This is a genomic window from Flavobacterium sangjuense, assembly GCF_004797125.1.
Taxonomy (GTDB): domain Bacteria; phylum Bacteroidota; class Bacteroidia; order Flavobacteriales; family Flavobacteriaceae; genus Flavobacterium; species Flavobacterium sangjuense.
In genome coordinates, this window is sequence record NZ_CP038810.1 from 838,282 (window position 1) to 861,417 (window position 23,136).

Annotated in this window: 27 protein-coding genes; 10 read left to right on the forward strand and 17 right to left on the reverse strand. The window is 37.8% G+C overall.

Annotated elements, in window-relative coordinates:
• Position 1 precedes the first annotated feature (1 nt).
• The 10 genes from GS03_RS03720 (at position 2) to GS03_RS03765 (ending at position 7,885) form a co-directional block, all read left to right on the forward strand.
• Positions 2–1,387 carry an NAD(P)-dependent oxidoreductase gene (locus tag GS03_RS03720; RefSeq protein ID WP_136151227.1) on the forward strand — a complete coding sequence of 462 codons (1,386 nt, stop codon included), beginning with the start codon at positions 2–4 and terminating at the stop codon, positions 1,385–1,387.
• Positions 1,388–1,391: 4 nt separating this feature from the next.
• Positions 1,392–2,660, forward strand: a complete 1,269-nt coding sequence (gene preA, locus GS03_RS03725) for an NAD-dependent dihydropyrimidine dehydrogenase subunit PreA (RefSeq protein WP_136151228.1) — start codon at positions 1,392–1,394, stop codon at positions 2,658–2,660.
• Positions 2,661–2,745: 85 nt separating this feature from the next.
• Positions 2,746–3,981, forward strand: coding sequence for a M20 family metallo-hydrolase (locus GS03_RS03730; protein ID WP_136151229.1), 1,236 nt, complete (start codon positions 2,746–2,748; stop codon positions 3,979–3,981).
• Between the two features lie 132 nt (positions 3,982–4,113).
• The gene (locus GS03_RS03735) at positions 4,114–5,073 is read left to right on the forward strand and encodes a 2-hydroxyacid dehydrogenase (protein WP_136151230.1); all 960 of its coding nucleotides are present in this window, start codon (positions 4,114–4,116) and stop codon (positions 5,071–5,073) included.
• Positions 5,060–5,464 (forward strand): hypothetical protein, encoded by a 405-nt coding sequence (locus GS03_RS03740; RefSeq protein ID WP_136151231.1) that lies wholly within the window; start codon positions 5,060–5,062, stop codon positions 5,462–5,464. Before GS03_RS03735 ends, GS03_RS03740 begins: the two co-directional genes overlap by 14 nt.
• The gene (locus tag GS03_RS03745) at positions 5,454–5,852 is read left to right on the forward strand and encodes a VOC family protein (protein WP_136151232.1); all 399 of its coding nucleotides are present in this window, start codon (positions 5,454–5,456) and stop codon (positions 5,850–5,852) included. Before GS03_RS03740 ends, GS03_RS03745 begins: the two co-directional genes overlap by 11 nt.
• A gap of 58 nt (positions 5,853–5,910) precedes the next feature.
• The gene (locus GS03_RS03750) at positions 5,911–6,249 is read left to right on the forward strand and encodes a TM2 domain-containing protein (protein WP_136151233.1); all 339 of its coding nucleotides are present in this window, start codon (positions 5,911–5,913) and stop codon (positions 6,247–6,249) included.
• A gap of 3 nt (positions 6,250–6,252) precedes the next feature.
• Positions 6,253–6,657: a DUF2752 domain-containing protein gene (locus GS03_RS13450; protein ID WP_136151234.1), complete on the forward strand. Its 405-nt coding sequence runs from the start codon at positions 6,253–6,255 to the stop codon at positions 6,655–6,657.
• Positions 6,654–7,085 carry a DUF4870 domain-containing protein gene (locus tag GS03_RS03760; protein WP_136151235.1) on the forward strand — a complete coding sequence of 144 codons (432 nt, stop codon included), beginning with the start codon at positions 6,654–6,656 and terminating at the stop codon, positions 7,083–7,085. Before GS03_RS13450 ends, GS03_RS03760 begins: the two co-directional genes overlap by 4 nt.
• Positions 7,082–7,885, forward strand: a complete 804-nt coding sequence (locus tag GS03_RS03765; RefSeq protein ID WP_136151236.1) for a M48 family metallopeptidase — start codon at positions 7,082–7,084, stop codon at positions 7,883–7,885. The genes GS03_RS03760 and GS03_RS03765 overlap by 4 nt, the downstream gene beginning before the upstream one ends.
• 15 nt (positions 7,886–7,900) lie before the next feature.
• On the opposite strand, the gene GS03_RS03770 is transcribed toward GS03_RS03765, so the two are convergent.
• From GS03_RS03770 to GS03_RS03850, 17 genes are all read right to left on the reverse strand, one after another.
• Positions 7,901–8,332 (reverse strand): LexA family protein, encoded by a 432-nt coding sequence (locus GS03_RS03770; RefSeq protein ID WP_136151237.1) that lies wholly within the window; start codon positions 8,330–8,332, stop codon positions 7,901–7,903.
• The gene (locus GS03_RS03775; RefSeq protein WP_136151238.1) at positions 8,323–9,597 is read right to left on the reverse strand and encodes a Y-family DNA polymerase; all 1,275 of its coding nucleotides are present in this window, start codon (positions 9,595–9,597) and stop codon (positions 8,323–8,325) included. The genes GS03_RS03770 and GS03_RS03775 overlap by 10 nt, the downstream gene beginning before the upstream one ends.
• Positions 9,598–9,703: 106 nt before the next feature.
• The gene (locus tag GS03_RS03780; protein WP_136151239.1) at positions 9,704–11,092 is read right to left on the reverse strand and encodes an NADH-quinone oxidoreductase subunit N; all 1,389 of its coding nucleotides are present in this window, start codon (positions 11,090–11,092) and stop codon (positions 9,704–9,706) included.
• Positions 11,093–11,102: 10 nt separating this feature from the next.
• Positions 11,103–12,539 carry a complex I subunit 4 family protein gene (locus tag GS03_RS03785; RefSeq protein ID WP_136151240.1) on the reverse strand — a complete coding sequence of 479 codons (1,437 nt, stop codon included), beginning with the start codon at positions 12,537–12,539 and terminating at the stop codon, positions 11,103–11,105.
• A gap of 10 nt (positions 12,540–12,549) precedes the next feature.
• Positions 12,550–14,436: an NADH-quinone oxidoreductase subunit L gene (nuoL, locus tag GS03_RS03790; RefSeq protein ID WP_136151241.1), complete on the reverse strand. Its 1,887-nt coding sequence runs from the start codon at positions 14,434–14,436 to the stop codon at positions 12,550–12,552.
• A 6-nt stretch (positions 14,437–14,442) separates the two neighbouring features.
• Entirely contained in the window at positions 14,443–14,763 is a 321-nt protein-coding gene (nuoK, locus tag GS03_RS03795; protein ID WP_136151242.1) for an NADH-quinone oxidoreductase subunit NuoK, read from the reverse strand.
• A gap of 1 nt (position 14,764) precedes the next feature.
• Positions 14,765–15,277 carry an NADH-quinone oxidoreductase subunit J family protein gene (locus tag GS03_RS03800; protein ID WP_136151243.1) on the reverse strand — a complete coding sequence of 171 codons (513 nt, stop codon included), beginning with the start codon at positions 15,275–15,277 and terminating at the stop codon, positions 14,765–14,767.
• The gene (locus GS03_RS03805) at positions 15,277–15,828 is read right to left on the reverse strand and encodes a NuoI/complex I 23 kDa subunit family protein (RefSeq protein ID WP_136151244.1); all 552 of its coding nucleotides are present in this window, start codon (positions 15,826–15,828) and stop codon (positions 15,277–15,279) included. The genes GS03_RS03800 and GS03_RS03805 overlap by 1 nt, the downstream gene beginning before the upstream one ends.
• 12 nt (positions 15,829–15,840) lie before the next feature.
• The gene (gene nuoH / locus GS03_RS03810) at positions 15,841–16,872 is read right to left on the reverse strand and encodes an NADH-quinone oxidoreductase subunit NuoH (protein ID WP_136151245.1); all 1,032 of its coding nucleotides are present in this window, start codon (positions 16,870–16,872) and stop codon (positions 15,841–15,843) included.
• Positions 16,865–17,914, reverse strand: a complete 1,050-nt coding sequence (locus GS03_RS03815; protein ID WP_136151246.1) for a 2Fe-2S iron-sulfur cluster-binding protein — start codon at positions 17,912–17,914, stop codon at positions 16,865–16,867. The genes nuoH and GS03_RS03815 overlap by 8 nt, the downstream gene beginning before the upstream one ends.
• Positions 17,915–17,923: 9 nt before the next feature.
• Positions 17,924–19,291 (reverse strand): NADH-quinone oxidoreductase subunit NuoF, encoded by a 1,368-nt coding sequence (gene nuoF, locus GS03_RS03820; protein WP_136151247.1) that lies wholly within the window; start codon positions 19,289–19,291, stop codon positions 17,924–17,926.
• A 4-nt stretch (positions 19,292–19,295) separates the two neighbouring features.
• Positions 19,296–19,826 carry a complex I 24 kDa subunit family protein gene (locus GS03_RS03825; RefSeq protein WP_136151248.1) on the reverse strand — a complete coding sequence of 177 codons (531 nt, stop codon included), beginning with the start codon at positions 19,824–19,826 and terminating at the stop codon, positions 19,296–19,298.
• Positions 19,827–19,831: 5 nt separating this feature from the next.
• Entirely contained in the window at positions 19,832–21,067 is a 1,236-nt protein-coding gene (locus tag GS03_RS03830) for an NADH-quinone oxidoreductase subunit D (RefSeq protein WP_136151249.1), read from the reverse strand.
• On the reverse strand, positions 21,068–21,607 hold the full coding sequence (locus GS03_RS03835) for an NADH-quinone oxidoreductase subunit C (protein WP_136151250.1): 540 nt from the start codon (positions 21,605–21,607) through the stop codon (positions 21,068–21,070).
• Position 21,608: 1 nt separating this feature from the next.
• Positions 21,609–22,154: an NADH-quinone oxidoreductase subunit B gene (locus GS03_RS03840; RefSeq protein ID WP_136151251.1), complete on the reverse strand. Its 546-nt coding sequence runs from the start codon at positions 22,152–22,154 to the stop codon at positions 21,609–21,611.
• 13 nt (positions 22,155–22,167) lie between these two features.
• Positions 22,168–22,533, reverse strand: a complete 366-nt coding sequence (locus GS03_RS03845) for an NADH-quinone oxidoreductase subunit A (RefSeq protein ID WP_136151252.1) — start codon at positions 22,531–22,533, stop codon at positions 22,168–22,170.
• Positions 22,534–22,738: 205 nt separating this feature from the next.
• Complete coding sequence (locus GS03_RS03850) at positions 22,739–22,939, reverse strand: cold-shock protein (RefSeq protein WP_136151253.1); 201 nt, start codon at positions 22,937–22,939, stop codon at positions 22,739–22,741.
• Positions 22,940–23,136 lie beyond the last annotated feature (197 nt).

Genomic DNA, 23,136 nt, shown 5'->3' on the forward strand with positions numbered 1-23,136 from the left:
TATGAGTATCAAAAATAACCGATTAACCACTGCTGAATATCAGGAAAACTTTGCTGATATACATCCGCCATTTGAAACTTCGGATGCAGCTTTGACAGAAGCCAATCGCTGCCTGTTTTGTTATGATCCGCCTTGTATGAAGTCGTGTCCAACATCCATCAACGTTCCAAAATTCATTAAACAAATCGCCACCGAAAACCTTAAAGGTTCGGCACACACCATTTTTGCTTCCAATATTATGGGAGCAGGATGCAGTAAAGTGTGTCCGGTAGAAAAACTTTGTGAAGGCGCTTGCGTCTATAACATGATGCACGAAGAACCAATCAATATTGCACGTTTGCAGCGTTATTCTACCGAAAAAGCAATGGCAAACAAATGGCAATTATTCGACAGAAAACCATCCAAAGGAAAGAAAGTTGCGATTGTTGGTGCAGGTCCGGCCGGATTGAGTTGCGCGCATACATTGAGCCGAGAAGGAATTGATGTAACCATTTATGAAAAAGAAGCCAAAGGCGGTGGACTAATGACCTACGGAATTGCAGCTTATAAAGTAACACCTGAATTCTGCGAAGATGAGGTAAATTATATCACATCTATTGGCGGAATTGAAATCAAATACAATCAGGAATTTGGAAAAGATGTGACGTTAGAATATTTACAACAAAACTACGATGCGGTTTATATGGCATTTGGAGTTGGATTGGCACGTCAGTTAGACATTCCGGGCGAACATTTAGAAGGTGTAGAAGATGCAATCAAATTCATTTATGAATTGCGTGATAACGATTATTCTAAAATTGCAGTGGGCGATAAAGTAGCCGTAATCGGAATGGGAATGACCGCTATTGATGCAGCGACTCAGGCAAAAAGATTAGGTGCTTCTGATGTGACTTTGGTTTACCGAAGAACACAAGCCGAAATGCCGTGTACCCAAAAAGAATTAGACATTGCCAAATTAGATGGCTGTAAAATCACTTGGTTAGCTTCTCCAAAAGAAATCATTGGAAATAACGGAAAAGTATCTCAATTGGTTTGTGATGTAATGAAACTTGGTGAACCGGATGCAAGCGGAAGAAGAAGCCCAATAGTTTCAGGCGAAACCTTTACGATTGATGTGGATATGGTAATCAAAGCGGCAGGGCAAATGCCTTTCCAATCTTTAGTCAATGCCAATAACATCGAAAACAATAACGGGAAAATTGCCGTAAGCGGAAAATCGGCTACTAAATTGGCCAAAGTTTTTGCCGGAGGTGATTGCGTAAACGGCGGAAAAGAAGTTGTAGATGCGGTTCAGGCTGGAAAAGACGGAGCAGCAGCTATTTTGAAAACCATTGTTTCACCGGATTACATCATCGAATCCGAATTAAAACCAACCTTTAACAATTAAGATTATGGCAGATATATCAACAGATTTTTTAGGCATAAAATCTCCCAATCCATTTTGGTTAGCCAGCGCGCCGCCAACAGATAAATTAATCAACGTGGTTCGTGCTTTTGAAGCAGGTTGGGGTGGAGTCGTATGGAAAACCTTAGGCTCGCAAGTTAAAAACGTTTCTTCGCGTTATTCTTCTGTGAATTATGGTGGAAAACGAATGATGGGTTTCAACAACATTGAATTAATCAGCGACCGACCTTTGGATATCAATCTAAAAGAAATTACACAGGTCGTAAAAATGTTCCCGGACAGAGCGATGATTGTTTCGCTTATGGCGGACAACGATCGTAAATCATGGCATGATTTAATCATGAAAGCGGAAGATGCCGGAGCAATGGGATTCGAATTAAACTTTGGCTGCCCACACGGAATGACAGAAAGAGGCATGGGAGCAGCTGTTGGACAAGATCCGGAAATTGCCAAAATGGTAGTTGAATGGGTAATGGAAAAAGCAACAATTCCCGTAATTACAAAGCTTACGCCAAATGTTCATTCGGTTGTACCAACAGCTCAGGCCGCAGTTCAGGGCGGAACAAGTGCGTTGAGTTTAATCAACACGATTCAAAGTGTAACCGGAATTGACTTGGATACTTTGGTTCCAAATCCATACGTAGCCGGGCAAAGCGTTTTCGGTGGTTATTGCGGTCCGGCCGTAAAACCTATCGCCTTAAAAATGTTAACTACAGTGGCGCAGGATCCAATTGCTTCCCGAGTTCCAGTTTCCGGAATTGGTGGCGTTAGCACCTGGAAAGACGCTGTGGAGTTTATGCTTTTAGGCGCGACTTCAGTACAGGTTTGTACCGCAGCAATGAATCATGGTTTCCGAATAGTGGAAGATATGTGCGAAGGGTTGAACAACTGGATGGACGAAAAAGGATTTGAAAAAACCACGGATTTCATCGGAAAATCAGTAGAAAAAATCACCCATTGGGAAGATTTGGATATTAACTATCACCATATTGCGAAAATCGACCAGGACAAATGCATCCACTGCGGATTGTGTTATATCGCCTGCGAAGACACTTCACACCAATCAATCAATGTTGAAAGAGGAAATCCGTATAATAATTACACCGTAAAAGAAGAGGAATGTGTGGGCTGTAATTTGTGCAAATTGGTTTGCCCGGTAGATGCCTGCATCACAATGGAAGAGCACCGCGTTGCACCTGAATATGTGAACTGGAAAGACTGGCAAAGAGAAGGTCGTCCGTTGAATGATCATTAAAAAAGAAAATAGAAGAAAGAAGCAAGAGAAAAGATATTAGTAATAAATCTTTCTTCTTGCTTCTTTGCTCTTTACTCTAAAACATATGAAAATAAATAATGCTAGGCTTCAATCTTATTTTGAAGCCATGTCTGAAATAGGTAAAATAGGTGAAACAGGAACCTGTCGACCGGCACATACAGCACTGGAAAAACAAGGTTTTGAAATTGCTGCTTCCTGGATGGAGGAAGCCGGAATGTCAACACACATTGATAATTTCGGGAACCTGATCGGTAGACTGGAAGGTAAAAATCCAGACTTACCCGTTTTGATGATGGGTTCACATCTTGATTCGCAACCTTATGGTGGACGATTTGATGGTGTTGCCGGAGTTTTGTGCGCGATAGAAGTAGTTCGGACATTGCACGAAAATGGAGTTGTTCCCGAAAGACCAATCGAAGTTATTTCGTTTGCCGATGAAGAAGGCTGGCGTTTTAATAAAGGACTTTTCGGCTCACGCGGAATCTTAGGTAAACTCGAGGAAGGCGAATTACAACGAAAAGACCAGGACGGAATCACACGTGAACAAGCATTAAAAGATTTTGGCTGCGACATTACCAAATTCAAAGAATCAGAATACAAACCGGGAAGCATTTTTTGCTTTTTGGAATTGCACATTGAGCAAGGACCGGTTTTGGATATGGCGAACAAACCAATCGGCGTTGTTTCCGGAATTTCGGGACCATTGTGGTGGACAGTCAAACTCAAAGGAATGGCTGGTCATGCTGGGTCTGTTCCGATGCCAATCCGAAAAGATGCAATGGTTGGCGCTGCTGAAATCATTGTTGCTTTAAACGAAATCGCAACTCAGATTCCCGGAAATCCAACAGTTGGAACGGTAGGAACGTTAAATGTTTTTCCAGCATCAAGAAACATTATTGCTGAAGAAGTTACGATGACTGTCGATTTACGAGACATTGATTTGGACAGAAGGAATCGTTATGAAAAACAACTTCGCGACAAAATCGAATCAATTACAAAAAAGCATAGCCTGACGTATTCCATTTCAGAAGATACCAAAAGCGATCCGCGTTATTGCGCTGATTGGATAAAAGAAATCATTCATGCCGAATGTCAAAAACTAGATTTGGATGAAATCGAATTAATGAGCGGTCCGTTTCACGATGCGCTCGCATTGTCTTATGTCTGTGATTACGGAATGATATTCGTGCGTTGCAAAGACGGCATCAGTCACAATCCGCTGGAGTATTCTTCGTATGAAGATTTGGCTATTGGTGCTAATGTTTTATTAGGTACAGTTACTGAAGTTTTAAGGAAATAAACAAATCAATTACGCGCCATACAGACTCCAACTTTGCCGTCTTGTTGAAAAACAAGATGGCTTTTTTTTACCCTGAACTTGCTTCAGGGTCTTTTAATAAAAATGCTATCTTTACTTTTTCAATACAATACTATGTCCAATAAAGACGTTAAAATACTTCATATCGATAGCAATCATCCTTTGTTGTGGGAACAATTGGAACAAGCGGGTTTTCAAAATGAAGCCGACTTCACTTCATCCAAATCGGAAATTGAAGCCAAAATCCATAACTATCATGGCGTTGTTATCCGCAGCCGATTTAAAATTGACCCAGCCTTTATCGATAAAGCTACGAACCTGAAATTCATTGCCCGTGTTGGTGCCGGTTTGGAAAGCATCGATTGTGATTATGCAGCATCCAAAAACATTCATTTAATAGCTGCTCCGGAAGGCAATAGAAATGCCGTTGGCGAACATGCTTTGGGGATGCTTTTGTCATTGATGAACAAGCTAAACCGCGCTGATAAATTAGTTCGGGAAGGACATTGGATTCGTGAAGGAAATCGCGGTTATGAACTCGAAGGCAAAACCGTCGGGCTGATTGGTTATGGTAATATGGGAAAATCATTTGCTAAAAAACTTCGCGGCTTTGATGTTGACGTTTTGTGTTATGATATTCTGCCAAATGTTGGTGATGAAAATGCGAAGCAAGTTTCGTTACAGGAATTACAACAGAAAGCGGATGTTTTAAGTTTACACATTCCATGGACAGAGCAAACCGATAAGATGATTAACACCAATTTTATCAATGCCTTTGCCAAACCGTTTTGGTTTATCAATACCTCACGCGGAAAGAATGTAGTAACCGATGATTTAGTTTCAGCATTAGAATCCGGAAAAATTCTGGGAGCCGGATTAGATGTATTGGAGTATGAAAAATTATCTTTCGAAAATCTTTTTATTGATACCGAAAAGCCAAAAGCTTTCGAGTATTTATTACAAGCTGAAAACGTTTTATTAACCCCACATATTGCGGGCTGGACATTTGAAAGCCATCAAAAACTGGCGCAGACAATCGTGGATAAAATCATTAAATTATATGAACAAGATTAGCTACTTTTTAGTTTTGATTGTAGGCATCTTGACGTGTTTGCAATTTATCCCGCATGCCTTTATGGGCTTTCCGGCAGTGTTGGATCACATCCAAAAAGGCGAAATCAATGGAGATGCAACTCAGGGAATGCAGATGATTTGGCTGTATTCTTCGATTATGATGTTGCTTTCCGGAATCTGGATGTTGTTTCTGGCAAAGCCAATTAAAAACCAAAGCCATTCCGCGAGGCTTCAGGGCTTATTCCTGAGTTTGGGATTAATTGCTTTTGGGATATGCAACAGCTACATTACTAAAGAAGTTTTCAATCACTTATTTTTCTTTACAGTAGAAGGGATTTTGATTTTATTAGCGGTAACAATTTTTTATAAAAAAGAGAAAAATGAGCAATAAGGATATCAAAAGAGTAACAGGTTTGGGTGGATTTTTCTTCAAATGTGAAGACCCAAATGCAATAAAAGAATGGTACAAAACGCATCTCGGAATTCCGGTGGATTCTTATGGTTGGACATTTTGGTGGAAAGACAAAGAAGGAAACGAATGTTCTACACAATGGTCGCCTTTTGAAGCCAAGACGAATTATTTCGCGCCAAGCGAAAAACCATTTATGATGAATTACAGAGTACACGATTTGGAAGCACTTCTAAACGTTTTAAAAGATGAAGGCGTAACCATTGTTGGCGAAATGGAATCGTATGATTACGGGAAGTTTGGCTGGATTTTAGACCCGGAAGGAAATAAAATTGAACTTTGGGAACCAATTGATAGTGCTTTCTTATAATTTTTTATATTTTAGTCGAATAAATAAAAACAAAACCATTTAAAAAACCAAACGTATTATGGACGCACAAAAAGTTGACATGTTTATGATGACTAATGCCAAATATTTTGAAGGGCATCATTTAAACGCAATCAGAGAGAAATTATTAAGTTTAGACGAATCAAAATGGGGATTAGTTCAAACCATGCAATTTAAAGAACCAACAACATCATTAATCGTATCCCTACTTGGTGGACAATTAGGAATTGACCGTTTTATGATTGGAGATACCGGAATGGGAGTTGGAAAACTGTTAACTTGTGGCGGTTTAGGAATCTGGGCAATTATTGACTGGTTCTTAATCATGGGTGCTACCCGTGAAAAAAACATGGAAACTTTCCAAAACGCATTCTATTAATAAATGACCAGAAATAAGTTATATTCCTTGTTGCTTATAGCTTGTTTAGCTGGATTTATTTATCTTTTTTACAATATTTGCACTTTACAAAGTCAAACATTCCGAGTTTGTATCATTAAAAATGTGACAGGTTATGCTTGTCCATCTTGTGGAACAACTCGGGCTGTAACTTTGCTTTTAGATGGAAAAATTACAGAATCGTTACTTCTAAATCCGTTTGGAATAGTAGTTGCTATAGCGATGACAATCTTTCCTTTTTGGGTATTGATAGATATCATCCTCAAAAAGGAAAGTTTTTTCAGAATGTATAAAAAAGCAGAAACTATCATCAGAAAACCTTGGCTTGCCTCGATTTTAATACTATTGGCACTTCTTAATTGGATTTGGAATATATACAAACACTTATGATACAGGAAACCACCTTTGCCTATAACCCGGGCGAGCACGAACGCGAAAAAGCATCCAATAGTTATTTGATGTCTTTGGTTGCACTTATCGCCGGATTGCCTTTACCGATTATTAATTTATTGGCCACGTTCTTTTTCTTTTTAGCCAATAGAAAAGGAACTTATTTTGTGCGTTGGCATTGTACTCAATCTTTGTTTTCACAACTAGCTTTGTTGGGAATTAACAGCGCTAGTTTTTGGTGGACCGTTTCAATTATTTTTACAGAGGAAAAAGTGAGTAATCAATACTTTGCTTATATTTTCACTGTGATTTTATTTAATCTTTTAGAGATTTTCTCAACCATTTATGCTGCTGTACAAGTCCGCAAAGGGAAACATGTTCAGTTTTTGTTCTTTGGAAATCTTACTAACTTAATTTGCAGAAAATGATTCAGAAAACATTTCTTCAGGCACTACTTATAGTATCAGCATTTTTTCTGATATGGTTTGGACTTTCACAAGTTGATTTTATGAAGTTGTTCAAAGTAAAAGAACGAACTACAACTATGGAACAGAAACTTGGCGATATGATTTGGAATCAAATAGAAGATACCGAAGATATTGTATACAACGATTCCATTACAAAATCATTGGACAAATTGCTAAAACCTTTGTGCGACGCTAATGATATTGAGCAGGATTCATTAAAAGTTCATATAATAATAAAGGATCAAATCAATGCTTTTGCTTTGCCAAATAATCATTTGGTTGTCTACACTGGATTGATAGAAGATTGCAAAAGACAGGAAGCTTTGCAAGGAGTTTTAGGTCACGAGATAGCGCATATCGAAAAGAATCATGTGATGAAAAAATTGTCCAAAGAAATTGGCTATTCGGTATTGTTAACAGCTGCAGGCGGTTCAAAAGGCGGGGAAATGGCAAGAGAAATCCTGAAAACACTCAGCTCTTCTGCTTATGACAGATCACTCGAAAAGGAAGCTGATATTAGCAGCGTGAAGTATATGATGGAAGCCGGTATCAATCCGAAACCAATGGCTGATTTTATGTATCAGATGGCACAAGACAGTAACATTGATAAAGCGATGTATTGGATTGCGGATCATCCGGAATCGGAAGAACGAGCCAAGTATATTTTGGAATATATCAAAGGCAAGAAAATAAAAAACAAACAAACACTTTCCGAAAAAGACTGGAAAACGTTTCAGGAAAAAGTTGGAAATCAAGACTAGCGATACCTTTTATTCTCAGACACTTTTTATAACATAAGTAACAATTCCCCAAACGATAAGTTCATTGTCTTCGGTGACTTTTATGGGTTGAAAATCCGCATTTTCGGGCATTAGATAAATACAGTCTTTTTCCGTTTTGATACGCTTTACGGTAAACTCACCATCAATATAGCACACTGCAATTTTATTATCCGAAGGTTCCAGACTTCTATCAATAACCATAATATCGCCATCATCAATACCGGCACCAATCATAGAAGTGCCATCCGCTTTGGCATAAAAAGTGGCCAAATGATTTTTCACCAAAACTTTGTCCAGACTTATTGTATCGCCTTCAAAATCGGCAGCCGGTGAAGGGAAACCAGCTTTAATGCCACCAAAAAAAGGAAGCTCCGGCGTATTTTCTGAATCGGGAACGAAAAAGGAAAGTTTCTTTTTTACCTGCATTTGACTTTTATTATTTCTTTAAAATCGGTTGTGTATTTTGGCGACAGATGCTCTTGCTTCATTTTCCAGGTATGCTGTAAATCCTGATTGCCTAAACGTATTTTTCGCTCTCCGGTTTTTGCATGGAATTTATCAATCACCTTCATCAGTTTTAGGTGTTTTGGATTTTCTTCCTCAAAAAGATGAAACTGTTTTTGGTTTTCGGGAATGATTCCGGTAACAATGACACCAGCTTTTGAATAACGCTCACCTTCCTGATAGACTTTTTTCAAAATCGAAATAGCCGCATTACTTATGGTCAAACTTGAATTGCTGGCAAAAGGCAAAGTTTCCATTTGGCTGAAATAAATTCGGCTTCCATCATTTTTATGATGTTTGTCTTTTATAAGCATCACAATAATACTGTGGCAGCAGGAATGTTGCTTTCGCAGTTTTTCGGCGCAGACCGCAGCAAACGTAGAAACACGTTCTTTGATTTCGTCAAAATTGCTAAGCTTGGTTTTGAACATTCTGGTAATTGCAATGCTTTTTTTGTCTTCGGTTGGATCGTCGAGTGTCAGTACCGATTTGCCTTCCAATTCGCTTTTTAATCGAAGTCCGGTTACACCCATTATGGTTTTTATAAAATTTTCGTATTGCGGTAAGGTAAAATCATAAGCAGTGTTAATGCCTTTGGTTTTCATTTTCTTTTTGAGTCGGAAACCAATGCCCCAAACATCTTCAATTTTGGTCCATTTGAGTGCCTTGATGCGTTTTTCTTCGGTATCAATAACATAAACTCCTTTGGTTTGATTTGGAAACTTTCGGGCAATTTTATTAGCGACTTTGGATAAAGCTTTGGTTTCGGCAAAACCAATAGAAACCGGAATGCTAATCCATTTCATAATGCGGCGTTTCATTTGAAGGCCATAATCATTAAAGTCAAAATCACTCTTAAAACCATCAAAGTTTAAGAATGCTTCGTCAATGCTATACGGTTCTACATGTGGAGTAAATCCTTCCAATATTTTCATCACACGATTACTCAAATCGCCATACAAAGGATAATTGGAGGAAAAGACAAGGATGTTTTTTTCTTTTAATTCCTGCCGTACTTGAAACTCAGGCGCGCCCATCGGAATGCCTAAGGCTTTGGCTTCATCGCTGCGCGAAATAATACAGCCATCGTTATTGGATAAAATAACAATGGGTTTTCCGTTCAGCTGTGGCTGGAAAACACGTTCGCAGGAAGCGTAAAAATTATTACAATCGACTAAAGCATACATGATGTAAATTTACGCAATCGTCAAGTAAATTTTGACGCTGTTGATAACTAAAAAATCCATCAAAATGACTCTTGATGGATTTTTGTATAGTTTAAAAACGTTTCTTTTAGTTTAGCAAATTCATTACTAATGACGGATAAATTCCCATTATGATATTTAACAAAATAGCAACAACAGCTACAGCATGATATACAAAAGGAACAGCTTGTTTTTCTTCAGAAGCTTCTTTGGTGTACATCGCCAAAATCAGTTTGAAGTAATAACCCACACTGATGATAGAGTTGATTACAGCAGCAATCACAACTACTAAATAACCAGCTGTTATTGTTTGGGTAAATAGAATGAATTTGGCAAAGAATCCGGAGAAAATCGGAATTCCCGCCATGGATAAAAGCGATGCTGTTAAAATAGCAGCCAACAACGGATTTGTTTTTCCTAAGCCATTGAAGTTGATAATATCTTCGTTGTCTTTGTCTTTAGTCACATAAATGATTACGGCAAACGAAGCGATACCGGCCAAAGCATAAGCCGCAGTATAATACAATAATGTAGAAGCTGCAGTTGACATGCTAAGCAAAGCCATAAGCATAAATCCGGCATGTGAAATACCCGAAAAAGCCAACATACGTTTTACATTCTTCTGACGCAATGCCATAATATTTCCGACAGTCATAGAAAGTATAGAAACTACAACCACAACGATTTGGAATTTATAATCGATATCAGCGTTCAGTACATCTAATAATTTGAATAAGGTAGCCATTGCAACAACTTTAGCCAAGGTACTCATCGTTGCTGTTGTGATTGAAGGTGATCCTTCATAAACATCAGGAGCCCAAAAATGGAATGGTGCTGCAGCAATTTTGAAAAGCATACCAATAAGTAACAGTACTATTCCGATAGTGTACCAAATCGGTAATTCAGCGGAACGCGACATTTCTTTGATCGTTACTACATCAAAACTAATCATCGCACCATAAATCAAGCAAATTCCAAACAAGATAATACCGGAGGCAAAGGAACCCATTAAGAAATATTTCATTCCGGCTTCGTTACTTTTTACATCTAATCGTTTGCTTGCCGCCAAAACATATAATGAGATAGACAGCACTTCAATACCAAGGAAGAACATGGATAAGTTTCCAAAAGAAACCATGGCAACAGCACCGGCTAAAAGGAAAATTTTGATGGCAATATAATCTGAAATCTTTGTTGGATGGTCTTTATAAAAATCGCCGCTCAAAGTCACTAAGAAGATGGTCAGCACAATAAACAAGCTTGTAAACGCTACCGAGAACTTATCTACTATAATCATATTGTTTAAATTCTCCATATGATTGAAGTAAGCAGTCGGTGCATTGTATTCAGAAACGTTAAGTCCAAGAATAGCTAACAATCCAATTAAAGTCACCGGAACTAATAGCTTTCTTAAATTAAAGATTTCAGCGATAAGGCAAAAAACACCTAAACCTGATATGGCAATTAATGTATTCATTTCTGGACTTTTATCTATTTATAGTTTCTAAAATTTGATGTAAACTCGGCGTTATCAAATCCACTATCGGTTTTGGATACAATCCGAAGAATAATAAAAAGCCAATGATAACGACTAATGTTATCGCTTCATTGGTGGTAACGTCTGCAAAAACCTTGGTATTGGTTTCGCCCAACATCGTATTTTGGAACATTTTCAACATATAGTAACCGCCCAAAATAATGGTTGTTCCACCTAAGATAGCAAACCAAATATTGATTTGGATTAAACTATATAAAACGGTAAACTCTCCAACAAAGTTGAATGTTCCAGGCAAAGCAACTGACGCCAAAACCAAAATCATAAACATCGAAGTGAATCTTGGTGTTTGTGCTCTGATTCCGCCCATTTCAGCAATAGTGCGGGTTTCGTATCTTCTATAGATAATTTCAGCGGTGAAGAATAATCCAACGATAACAAAACCGTGGGCAATCATTTGTAAAACTGCTCCGCTTAATCCGTCAATTGTTAATGTATAACAACCAGCAGCGATTAAGCCAACGTGTGCTAATGACGAATAAGCCAATAATTTTTTCAAATCTTTTTGACGTAAGGCTACGATTGAACCATAGATAACTCCGGCAATACTCAATCCGATTAGCACCGGCATATAGGTTTTTGCAGCCGAAGGCGCGATTGGTAACTGCCAACGAATAACGCTGTACAATCCCATTTTTAGCATAATACCTGATAAAAGCATCGTTCCAACGGTTGGTGCTTTTTGGTACACTTTTGCCTGCCAAGTATGGAAAGGAATAATCGGAATTTTGATAGCATACGCTAAGAAGAAAGCAAAGAAAATATAACATTGTTCTGTAGCCGATAAATCTAATTTGTATAAATCTTCCAATAGGAAACTATCTGCTTTTGTATATAAATAAGCAAAACCGATCAACATGAATAATGAACCGGCAAGTGTGTAGATGAAGAATTTCACTACTGCTTTTTTGCGTTCTTCGGCATCGCCATTACCCCAAATTAAAGCGATGAAGTAAATAGGAATCAAAGCTAATTCCCAGAAGATATAGTATAATAAACCATCAGCGGCTAAGAAAGTTCCGGTCATAGCAAACGCCATGAATAAAACTAAAGCGTAGAAATTTTTACTGTTGTTAAAGCTGTTCCCGAATGATGAAAAAATAATCAATGGCGTTAAAGCGGTTGTCAATAAAACCATTGCCAAAGAAAGTCCGTCTGCTTTAAAAGCTACCGCTACTTTTGGAGCATCAATCCAATTGGCATAGAAACTTAAATCACTTAATTGTGCACTAGAGTTTAATAAATACAAAGTAACAGCCAGTGTTCCCAAGCTAAAAACCAGCGCCACTTTGGAAGCTAATTTATCTCCGGAAAAATAGGTGACTAAGGCACCAACCAACAGTAATAATAATATAGTAGTTACATCCATTATGTAAAAATTATTTTGCTATAAATAAATAAGTTATGATGGCTCCAACACCAATCACAAAGGCGAACAGATACAATCCAACACTACCGGTTTGTAATTTTTTACCTTGTGTTCCAATGCCATTGGCAACAGTTCCAAAACTGAAAACTACTTTTCCTAAAGCAGGTTCCAAAGTCGTTCTAAAGAAATTAGACAAACTGTTCAAAGGTCTTACAATTAGGAATGTATAGAATTCGTCAACATAATATTTGTTGTATATCGTTTTAGAAAAGCCAACAATTTCGGCATCTTCTTTCGGAACAAAAGCTTGCTTGATGTATTTTGAATACGCCCAAAGAATTCCAAAAACAGCACCGGCTAAAGCAATTCCCATTAACATAAATTCTTGGGTTCCTAAATGGTGCTCTTCGTGTTTTGTGACTAAAACCGGTTCAAGGAAATGCTTTAACCAAGCACTTCCCGGTAAGTTAATAGCTCCACCAATAGCGGCCAAAATAGCTAATATCACTAACGGAATTGTAATCAGACTTGGACTTTCATGTAAATGATGTTTTTGTTCATCTGTTCCTCTGAATTCTTTGAAGAACGTCAAATACATTAATCTAAACATATAGAAAGCGGTCATGATAGAAGCGATAGAAGCGACAACCCATAATACTTTGTTGTGTTCGAAAGCGACCATTAAGATTTCGTCTTTTGACCAAAACCCTGCGAATGGAAATATTCCGGCAATCGCTAAAGTTGAAATCATCATTGTCCAAAACGTGATTGGCATCGCTTTGCGTAGACCGCCCATTTTACGCATGTCTTGTTCGCCGTGTAATCCGTGAATTACCGAACCTGAACCCAGGAATAAACACGCCTTGAAGAAAGCATGTGTGATTACGTGGAATACGGCAACGTTATAAGCTCCCAATCCTAATGCTAAAAACATTAATCCCAATTGAGAAACCGTAGAATATGCCAATACTTTTTTGATATCGTTTTGTAGCAAACCAATGGAAGCAGCAACTAAAGCGGTTGCAGCACCAACAATGGCAATGATATTTTGAACATACGGAGTTAAGTCAAACAAGAAGTTCATTCGGGTAACCATAAAGATACCGGCAGTTACCATCGTCGCCGCGTGGATTAAGGCAGAAACCGGAGTTGGACCAGCCATCGCATCAGGTAACCAAGTATATAATGGCAATTGTGCTGATTTTCCGCAAGCTCCGATGAATAAGCATAAAGCAGCAATTCCTGCAATAAAGAGATTATTTTGGGTGCTGGATCCAGTCATAATTTCATGATGCATTTGCGTGAAATTTAATGTCGAAAACATCATTCCTAAAATAAAAATTCCAATTAAGAAACCTAAATCTCCAACTCTGTTCATGATGAAAGCTTTCTTTGCGGCATCGTTATAATCTTGGTTTTTATACCAAAATCCGATTAGTAAATACGAGCACAATCCAACGCCTTCCCAACCGATAAACATTACCAATAAGTTGTTTCCGATGACCAATGTAATCATGAAAAAAACGAACAGATTCAAGTAGGCAAAAAACTTGTGCATGTTCTCGTCATCGTGCATATAGCTGATAGAATACAAGTGAATTAACGAACCAATTCCGGTAACGAATAACAACCAAAGCAAAGACAATTGGTCTAATAAAAGTCCGAAATCTAATTTGAAATTATGAACTGAAATCCAATCAAATAATGAGATTTCAAATGGTTCTCCGTTTTGATTTAATTGTGCAAAAAAGCAAATGCTCAACAGGAAAGAAACCAAAACAGTAATCGTTCCGATGGCACCTGAAAGTCCTTTGCTTACTTTTTTTCCAAAGAAAACATTGAAAAGAAATCCAGCGAATGGAGATAAGAGTAATACTAAAGCTAAAGTTTTGTCCATTTTAGATTATCCTTTTAAGTTCTTTAAATTAGCGATATCAATCGAACCAACATTTCTGTAAACCGAAACTAAAATCGCCAAACCAACGGCAACTTCGGCAGCGGCAACCGCCATGGAGAAGAATACAAATACTTGTCCTTCGGCATCCTGACGAAAAGTTGAAAAAGCAACAAACAATAAGTTTACAGCATTCAGCATAATTTCAATCGACATGAATACGATAATAGCATTTCTTCTGTACAACACTCCAAAAACACCAATACAAAATAGCAATGACGCAAGGAAAATGTAGTTTTCGATACCTATTTCATTTATAACATTATTCATCTTACTTTTCTGTTTTTTCTTTTTTAGACAATAAAACAACGCCAATCATAGCGACTAACAATAGGATAGAAGCAAATTCAAATGGCACCATATATTCGTTTAACAATAAGGTTCCCAATTTTTTTATGGATTGATAATCTTCAGTTGGAGGTAATTCTTCACCCACAATTGGGTTTGAATTGATGAAAATAGTCACCAAAACCACACTCATTAAAATACAAATGGTAATCGCACCAAGTCTTGTGATTCGGGGTTTGTGTACTTCGTCTTCTTTATTCAAATTCATTAACATGATAGTAAACAGGAAGAGTACCATAATGGCTCCGGAGTAAACAATAATATGAACTATCGCTAAGAACTGAGAATTAAATAATAAATAATGACCTGCAATGGTGAAAAAACAAATCACCAGATAAATTGCACTGTGAATAGGGTTTTTACTATAAATCGTTAAAAACGCCGAAGCCAACGTAATGGCTGATAAAAAATAGAAAGTAATTAATATAGGCGACATTAGTTAGCGTTTTTAAGTTGAGCGTTTTTCATTGCCATTTCTAAAGGCATTACCAATCTGTCTTTTCCAAAAATGAAATCTTCTCTGTCGTAACTGGCAGGAACCAACTCTTTTGAAATGGTCAAATAAATAGCGTCTTTTGGACAAGCTTCTTCACATAAACCACAGAAAATACAACGCAGCATATTGATTTCATAAATTTCTGCATATTTTTCTTCGCGGTACAAATGTTCTTCTCCCGGTTTTCTTTCAGCAGCTTTCATCGTAATGGCTTCTGCCGGACATGCAAGTGCACACAAACCACAAGCGGTGCAGTTTTCCCTGCCAAGTTCATCACGTTTTAACATATGTTGTCCACGATATACTGGGCTAAACTCACGTGTTTGTTCCGGATAATGAATAGTGGCTTTTTTTCTGAAAAAGTGTTTGATGGTAATTGCCAATCCTTTTACGATGGCTATTAGATATAGTCTTTCCCAAAAAGTCATTTCCTTATTGGAAACTTGTTTTTTTCTGCCGGAAAGCGATATACTTTGTATTGATGCTGACATAATTGCTGTATCTTAGTTAAAAGCTAGAATGCAAATTCCTGTTATTACTATATTGATGATAGAAAGCGGGATTAAAATCTTCCAACCTAAATTCATCAATTGATCATATCTAAAACGTGGTATTGTCCAACGAACCCACATATAGAAGAAAATGAAAAAGCATATTTTAATGAATAAAACTCCTATTCCTAAAATATTAGCTGTGTTTACGCCTACATTATCCACCATCCATTGCATTCCAGGGTAATTGTAACCTCCAAAATAAAGGACGGCTAAGATGGTTGATGAAATAAACATATTCGCGTATTCGGCAAACAAATAGAATCCCATTTTCATGGATGAGTATTCGGTGTGATAACCACCAATCAACTCCGATTCACATTCTGCTAAGTCAAAAGGGGTTCTGTTTGTTTCCGCGAAAGCGCAAATCAAAAAGATTAAAAATCCAACTGGCTGATAGAAAACATTCCAGTTCATTCCGGCTTGTTGTACCGAAATTTCCTTTAAGCTTAAGGTTCCGGTCATCATGATTAAAGCGATAACAGATAATCCCATTGCCACTTCATAAGAAACCATTTGTGATGCTGCACGAACAGCACCCATTAAGGAGAACTTATTGTTGGATGCCCAACCACCAATCATAATTCCGTATACTCCGATAGAAACGATGGCGAAAATGTAAAGTAACGAACCGTCAATATCTGTAGCCTGTAAAACAACATCACGTCCAAAAATGTGCAATTTATCGCCCCACGGAATTACGGCACTTGTCATCAAAGCGGTGCTCATCGCGATTGCTGGTCCAACAAAGAATAAAAATCTGTTTTTAGTATCTGGCTCGAATTCTTCTTTGGCAAACAATTTCATTCCATCGGCAAGTGGTTGTAATAATCCGCCCCAACCGGCACGATTTGGACCGACCCTGTCTTGCAAAAATGCGGCAACTTTACGTTCTGCCCAAGTAGAATACATCGCCATAATCATCGTTATAGCAAACACTACCACAATCAAAACGCTTTTTTCTATAATAAAGGCACTATCCATTTTTCTTTGAATTTACTGGGTTACCATCTATTTTTTCGTTGTAATCAATCTCCGCCATACTGATTTTTTTACGGTCGATATCTCTACCTTGTAAAATTCCTTTTTCAGTATCAATAACCACTTTATCTGTTTTTCCGAAATATTTATTTTGATTGATAACAGAATCTTTTTCAAATTTTCTTGGCCCTTCAATTACCCAGTCAGCAACATCTTTTTTATCAAAACGACATGTATTACAAATGAATTCTTCTACTTCGTGGAATTCGTCTTTACGGGCAGTTACTCTTTGAATTTCGTTTCCGAACATCCAAACAGTCGTTTTTCCGCAACATTTGTCACAATCTCTGTGCGCATCAAAAGGTTTGTTGAACCAAACTCTCGATTTGAAACGGAAAGTCTTATCTGTCAACGCGCCAACGGGACAAACATCAATCATATTTCCGGAGAATTCATTGTCAATTGCAGCCGAAACACAAGTCGAAATTTGGGAATGATCACCACGATTTAAAACGCCGTGAACTCTTCCGTCTGTTAATTGGTCAGCCACTTCTACACAACGTTGGCAAACAATGCAACGGTTCATGTGCAATTGAATTTTGTCTCCGATATCTTCCGGTTCAAAAGTTCTTTTATCTTCAATAAAACGCTGTTGTAATTTTCCGTGCTCGAAGCTTAAATTCTGCAAATCACATTCTCCTGCCTGATCACAAACCGGACAATCTAATGGGTGATTGATTAAAAGGAATTCGGTCACCGCATTTCTAGCTTCTTTTACTCTTTCAGAAGCTTTGCTGGCTACCACCATTCCATCCTGACAACCTGTTACACACGATGCCATTAATTTTGGCATTGGTCTTGGGTCGGCTTCGCTTCCTTTGGTAACATCCACCAAACAACAACGGCATTTTCCTCCAGTTCCTTTTAGTTTAGAATAATAACACATGGCTGGTGGAACAACTTCTCCACCAATCATACGAGCCGCCTGCAGGATTGTTGTTCCTGGAGCTACTTCAATTTCATGACCGTCTATAGTTACTTTCATATCTAGTCTTTATACTGTTTGCTTTGTGATTAAATGCTTTACTTTTTCAAAAGGTTCAGCCACAAAGTGATTTCTGTTTTTTATTTTTTCCGGGAAACGGATATGGTACTCAAACTCATCTTTAAAATGACGAATCGCAGCAGCCACTGGCCATGCAGCAGCATCACCTAAAGGACAAATCGTGTTTCCTTCAATTTTTGCCTGAATGCTCCATAACAATTCGATATCCTCTTCACGGCCTTGACCGTTTTCGATTCTCCATAATACTTTTTCCATCCAACCAGTTCCTTCACGGCATGGCGTACATTGTCCGCAACTTTCGTGGTGGTAAAATCTTGAGAAATTCCAAGTATTACGAACGATACAAGCTCGGTCATCATAAACGATGAATCCACCTGAACCTAACATTGAACCTGATGCAAATCCACCATCAGCCAAACTTTCGTAAGTCATCAAACGATCTTCGCCTGCAGCGGTTTTATAGATTAAATGAGCCGGTAAAACTGGGACTGAACTTCCCCCAGGAACCAATGCTTTTAAGGGTCTGTCAGTTTGCATTCCGCCACAATATTCATCCGAATTTATGAATTCATATACTGATAATCCCAAGTCAATTTCATAAACTCCTTGATTTTTGATATTTCCCGAAGCCGAAATTAATTTGGTTCCTGTGGAACGACCGATTCCAATTCCGGCATAATCAGCACCCGAATTGTTTACAATCCATGGCACAGCGGCAATCGTTTCAACGTTATTTACTACGGTTGGATTTTGCCAAAGCCCCATAACTGCAGGGAATGGTGGTTTAATTCTAGGATTTCCACGTTTTCCTTCCAGGCTTTCAATCAGCGCCGTTTCTTCACCACAGATGTAAGCTCCGCCACCAATTTGAACGTATAATTCCAAATCATAACCTGAACCCAATATGTTTTTTCCTAACCAACCGGCAGCTTTAGCTTCAGCGATGGCGTTTTCTAAAATTTTGTAAATCCACATGTATTCTCCACGAATGTAGATGTAGGATAGGTTGGCACCCAATGCATAACTTGAAGTAATCATTCCTTCAATCAATAAATGAGGAATAAATTCCATCAAATATCTGTCTTTGAAAGTTCCCGGTTCCGATTCGTCAGCATTGCAAACCAAATGACGTGGTTTTCCTGATTTCTTATCGATAAAACTCCATTTCATTCCGCATGGAAATCCAGCACCACCACGACCACGGAGTCCAGAAGTCTTTACTTCTTCGACTACTTCATCCGGAGTCATTTTTTTCAGGGCTTTTTCAACCGAAGCATAACCGCCTTCTTTGCGGTATACTTCATAGGTTCTGATTCCCGGAACGTTTATTTTGTCTAATAATATTTTTCTTCCCATGATATTATTTATCGTGTAAAGTGATTTTTCCGTCTTTGCAATCGGCGATTAATTGGTCGATTTTTGCTTCTGTTAAATGTTCCTGAAAGAAATCACCCAACTGCATCATTGGCGCATAACCACAAGCACCAAGACATTCAACGCCACGTACTTCAAAAAGTCCGTCTGCTGTTGGTTCGCCTACGCCTACGCCTAATTTGTTACAAGTGTAATCCATCAAATTTTCCACGCCGTTTAAACAACAGGCAGAAGTTTGGCAGAATTCAAACATGTATTTTCCGATTGGTCTTTGATTGTACATCGTATAAAATGTCACGACTTCATAGACTTCAATCGGTTGTATTTCTAAAATCTCGGCAACTTTGTTTTGCAGTTCAATGCTTAACCAATTGTCGTGAGCATCCTGAACTTCATGCAAAACCGGCAATAAAGCCGATTTCTTTTTGTCTGCAGGATAATGACTGATTAGCTCATTGATGCGATTCATCAAAGTATCAGTGATGTTTATTTCTTGTTTAATGTGTGATCTTTCCATAATTATTAAGCGTCTAATTCGCCGGCAATTACATTTAAACTTGATAATATTACGATAGCATCGGATAACATTCCGCCTTTAATCATTTCAGTGTAGGCTTGGTAATAGATATAACAAGGTCTTCTGAATTTCAATCGGTATGGCGTTCTGCTTCCATCTGTTATTAGATAAAATCCTAATTCTCCGTTTCCGCCTTCCACAGCATGATAAATTTCATCAACAGGAACCGGAACTTCACCCATCACAATTTTGAAGTGATAAATTAACGCTTCCATATTGGTGTAAACATCTTCTTTCGGAGGTAAATAATAATCGGGAACATCAGCGTGGATTGGGCCTTCCGGTAATTTAGCTAAGGCTTGTCTGATAATGCTCAAACTTTCCCAAACTTCGGCATTACGAACGCAAAAACGGTCATAAGTATCTCCAGATTTTCCAACCGGAACAGTAAATTCAAAATCTTCATAAGAAGAATAAGGTTGAGCCACACGGACATCATAATCAATTCCGGCCGCACGTAAATTTGGACCTGTTAATCCGTATTGCATTGCTTTTTCAGCAGTAATCGGACCAACGTTAACGGTTCTGTCTATAAAGATTCTGTTTCTTTCAAAAAGGTTTTCGAATTCTTTCCAGGCAACCGGAAATTCTTCAAGGAAAGTGTTTAGCAATTCAAACGCTTTTGGTGACCAATCTCTTTCGAAACCGCCAATTCTTCCCATGTTAGTTGTTAAACGGGCACCACAAATTTCTTCGTAGATTTCATATACTTTTTCCCTGAATTGAAAAACATAAAGGAAACCAGTGTAAGCACCAGTATCAACTCCAAGGATAGAATTACAAATCAAGTGGTCTGTAATTCGGGCTAATTCCATTACGATAACTCTCAAATATTGCGCGCGTTTTGGCACTTCAATATTCAATAATTTTTCTACAGTCATCCACCAAGCCATGTTGTTGATTGGCGACGAACAATAGTTCATACGGTCTGTCAACACATTGATTTGGTAAAACGGACGGTTTTCTGCAATTTTTTCAAAAGCTCTGTGAATGTAACCAACGGTTGGTTCGGCATCTAAAATACGCTCACCATCCATCAATAAAATATTCTGAAAAATCCCGTGAGTAGCCGGATGCGTTGGGCCTAAATTTAAGATAGAAAATTCACTTCCGTCTTCATTTCGGCTTTGTTCTATGATTTTAGCATAGCGATGCTCTGGTGGTAATAATAAATCTGACATTTATAATGTTGAATTATCCATTTGACTTTTTACTGGCGTTCTTCCGAAGAAACGGTCGTCTTTATCTGTTCTTCCGCTGTCTTCTAATGGGAATTCCTTTCGCATTGGGAAAGAAACCATTTCATCCATGTTTAAGATTCGCTTCAATTGCGGATGCCCTTTGAAATTGATTCCGAAGAAATCCCAAGCTTCTCTTTCCATCCAATTGGCGCAGAGAAACAAATCGGTTATCGTTGCTACTTCTGCAGGATCAGGCAAATAAGTTTTTACGCGGATTCTAACATTTTCAATCCAATTGTGCAATTGATACACCACGGCAAACTGATGATCATCATCATTGTCGGGGAAATGAATTCCGGTCAAATCGGTTAAAAAATGGAAGTTTAAGCTTTCGTCTTCTTTCAACGTTTGAATTACTTCATGTATCGTTTCTGAAGTAGCTTCGAAGGAAAAAATATCTCTTTTCATTTCAAAATTCAGCACATTATTGCCAAATTTTTTAGATAAATTTTCTTGTATGTATGCAGTTTCTAAAGCCATATTATAGGTTATAAGAAGCTAATAATTCTTTGTATTCCGGTGAATTTCTTCTGCGGACAGATTCGTTTTTCACCAATTCCTGTAATTGCATTACGCCATCCACAATTTGTTCCGGTCTAGGAGGACAGCCCGGAACGTAAACGTCTACCGGAATTACTTTGTCAATTCCCTGTAAAACAGAATACGTATCAAAAACACCACCTGAAGAAGCGCAAGCCCCAACAGCAATTACCCAACGAGGTTCTGACATTTGTTCGTAAACCTGACGTAAAATTGGCGCCATTTTTTTAGAAATCGTTCCCATTACCATTAGCATGTCGGCTTGGCGTGGAGAGAAACTAACTCTTTCTGAACCAAAACGCGCTAAGTCATAATGAGAAGCCATTGTTGCCATAAATTCAATTCCACAACAAGACGTGGCGAAAGGCAATGGCCAAAGTGAATTGGCACGTGCTAAACCAACGACATCGTTTAGTTTTGTAGCGAAGTAACCTTCACCAACAACTCCTTCCGGCGGAGCAACCATATTTGTTTTTGTATCGCTCATTGCAATTATATTTTTATTCCCATTCTAGTGCTTTCTTCTTGATAATATAGAAGAATCCAACTAAAAGCAACATCATAAAAATCACCATTTTAATCATTCCTTCAATTCCCAATGCTTTGAAATTGATAGCCCATGGATATAAGAAAATTACTTCGACATCAAACAGGACAAATAAAATTGCCACTAGGAAATATTTTACAGAGAAAGGAATCCTTGCATTACCAACAGATTCTATTCCGCATTCGAAGTTTTTGTCTTTGTTTTTTGAGTGTCTTTTTGGCCCTAAATAGCCTGAGCCAATGATGGTCATAACCACAAATCCTACTGCTAAACCTGCTTGCATGAGGATTGGTAAATAATCTAATTGATTAGATTGCATAATGGGTAAAATTTGAAGTAATTTAAATAGGCACAAATATACATCGCATTATTTAATTGGCAAAAATCAAGCGATAAACGTTTGGTTTTTACTTCTTAAAAAACCTTATTTAAATTCATTTTAAATAATGAATTTTAAAACATAAAAAAACGTCCCGAATTATTCGGGACGTCTTTTAATCTAGGTAATCAAAAAATAATATATATTAGTCTTCGATAGCTACTACTTGAGCTGCTACTTTACCTTTTCTACCTTCTTCTTCTTCGTAAGATACTTTATCTCCTTCGTTTAAACCTTCAGATTTAACTCCAGTAGCATGTACGAAAATGTCTTTTCCTGTTTCATCATCTGTGATAAAACCGTAACCTTTTGATTCGTTGAAAAATTTTACTGTTCCTGTGCGCATTTTGTATTGTAAAAATTATTAATAATGGTCAAAGATAAATTTTTTGACGACATAACAAGCATTTCAATGTTAAATAATTAAAAATTTGTTAAATTTTTTTCCGTTCTCTAAAAACTTGATAGAGAAATACTTGAGACATTTTAAATTAAAGTATAAAAAAAGCAACTGTTTTTAATTATTTGAACAGTTGCTTCTTA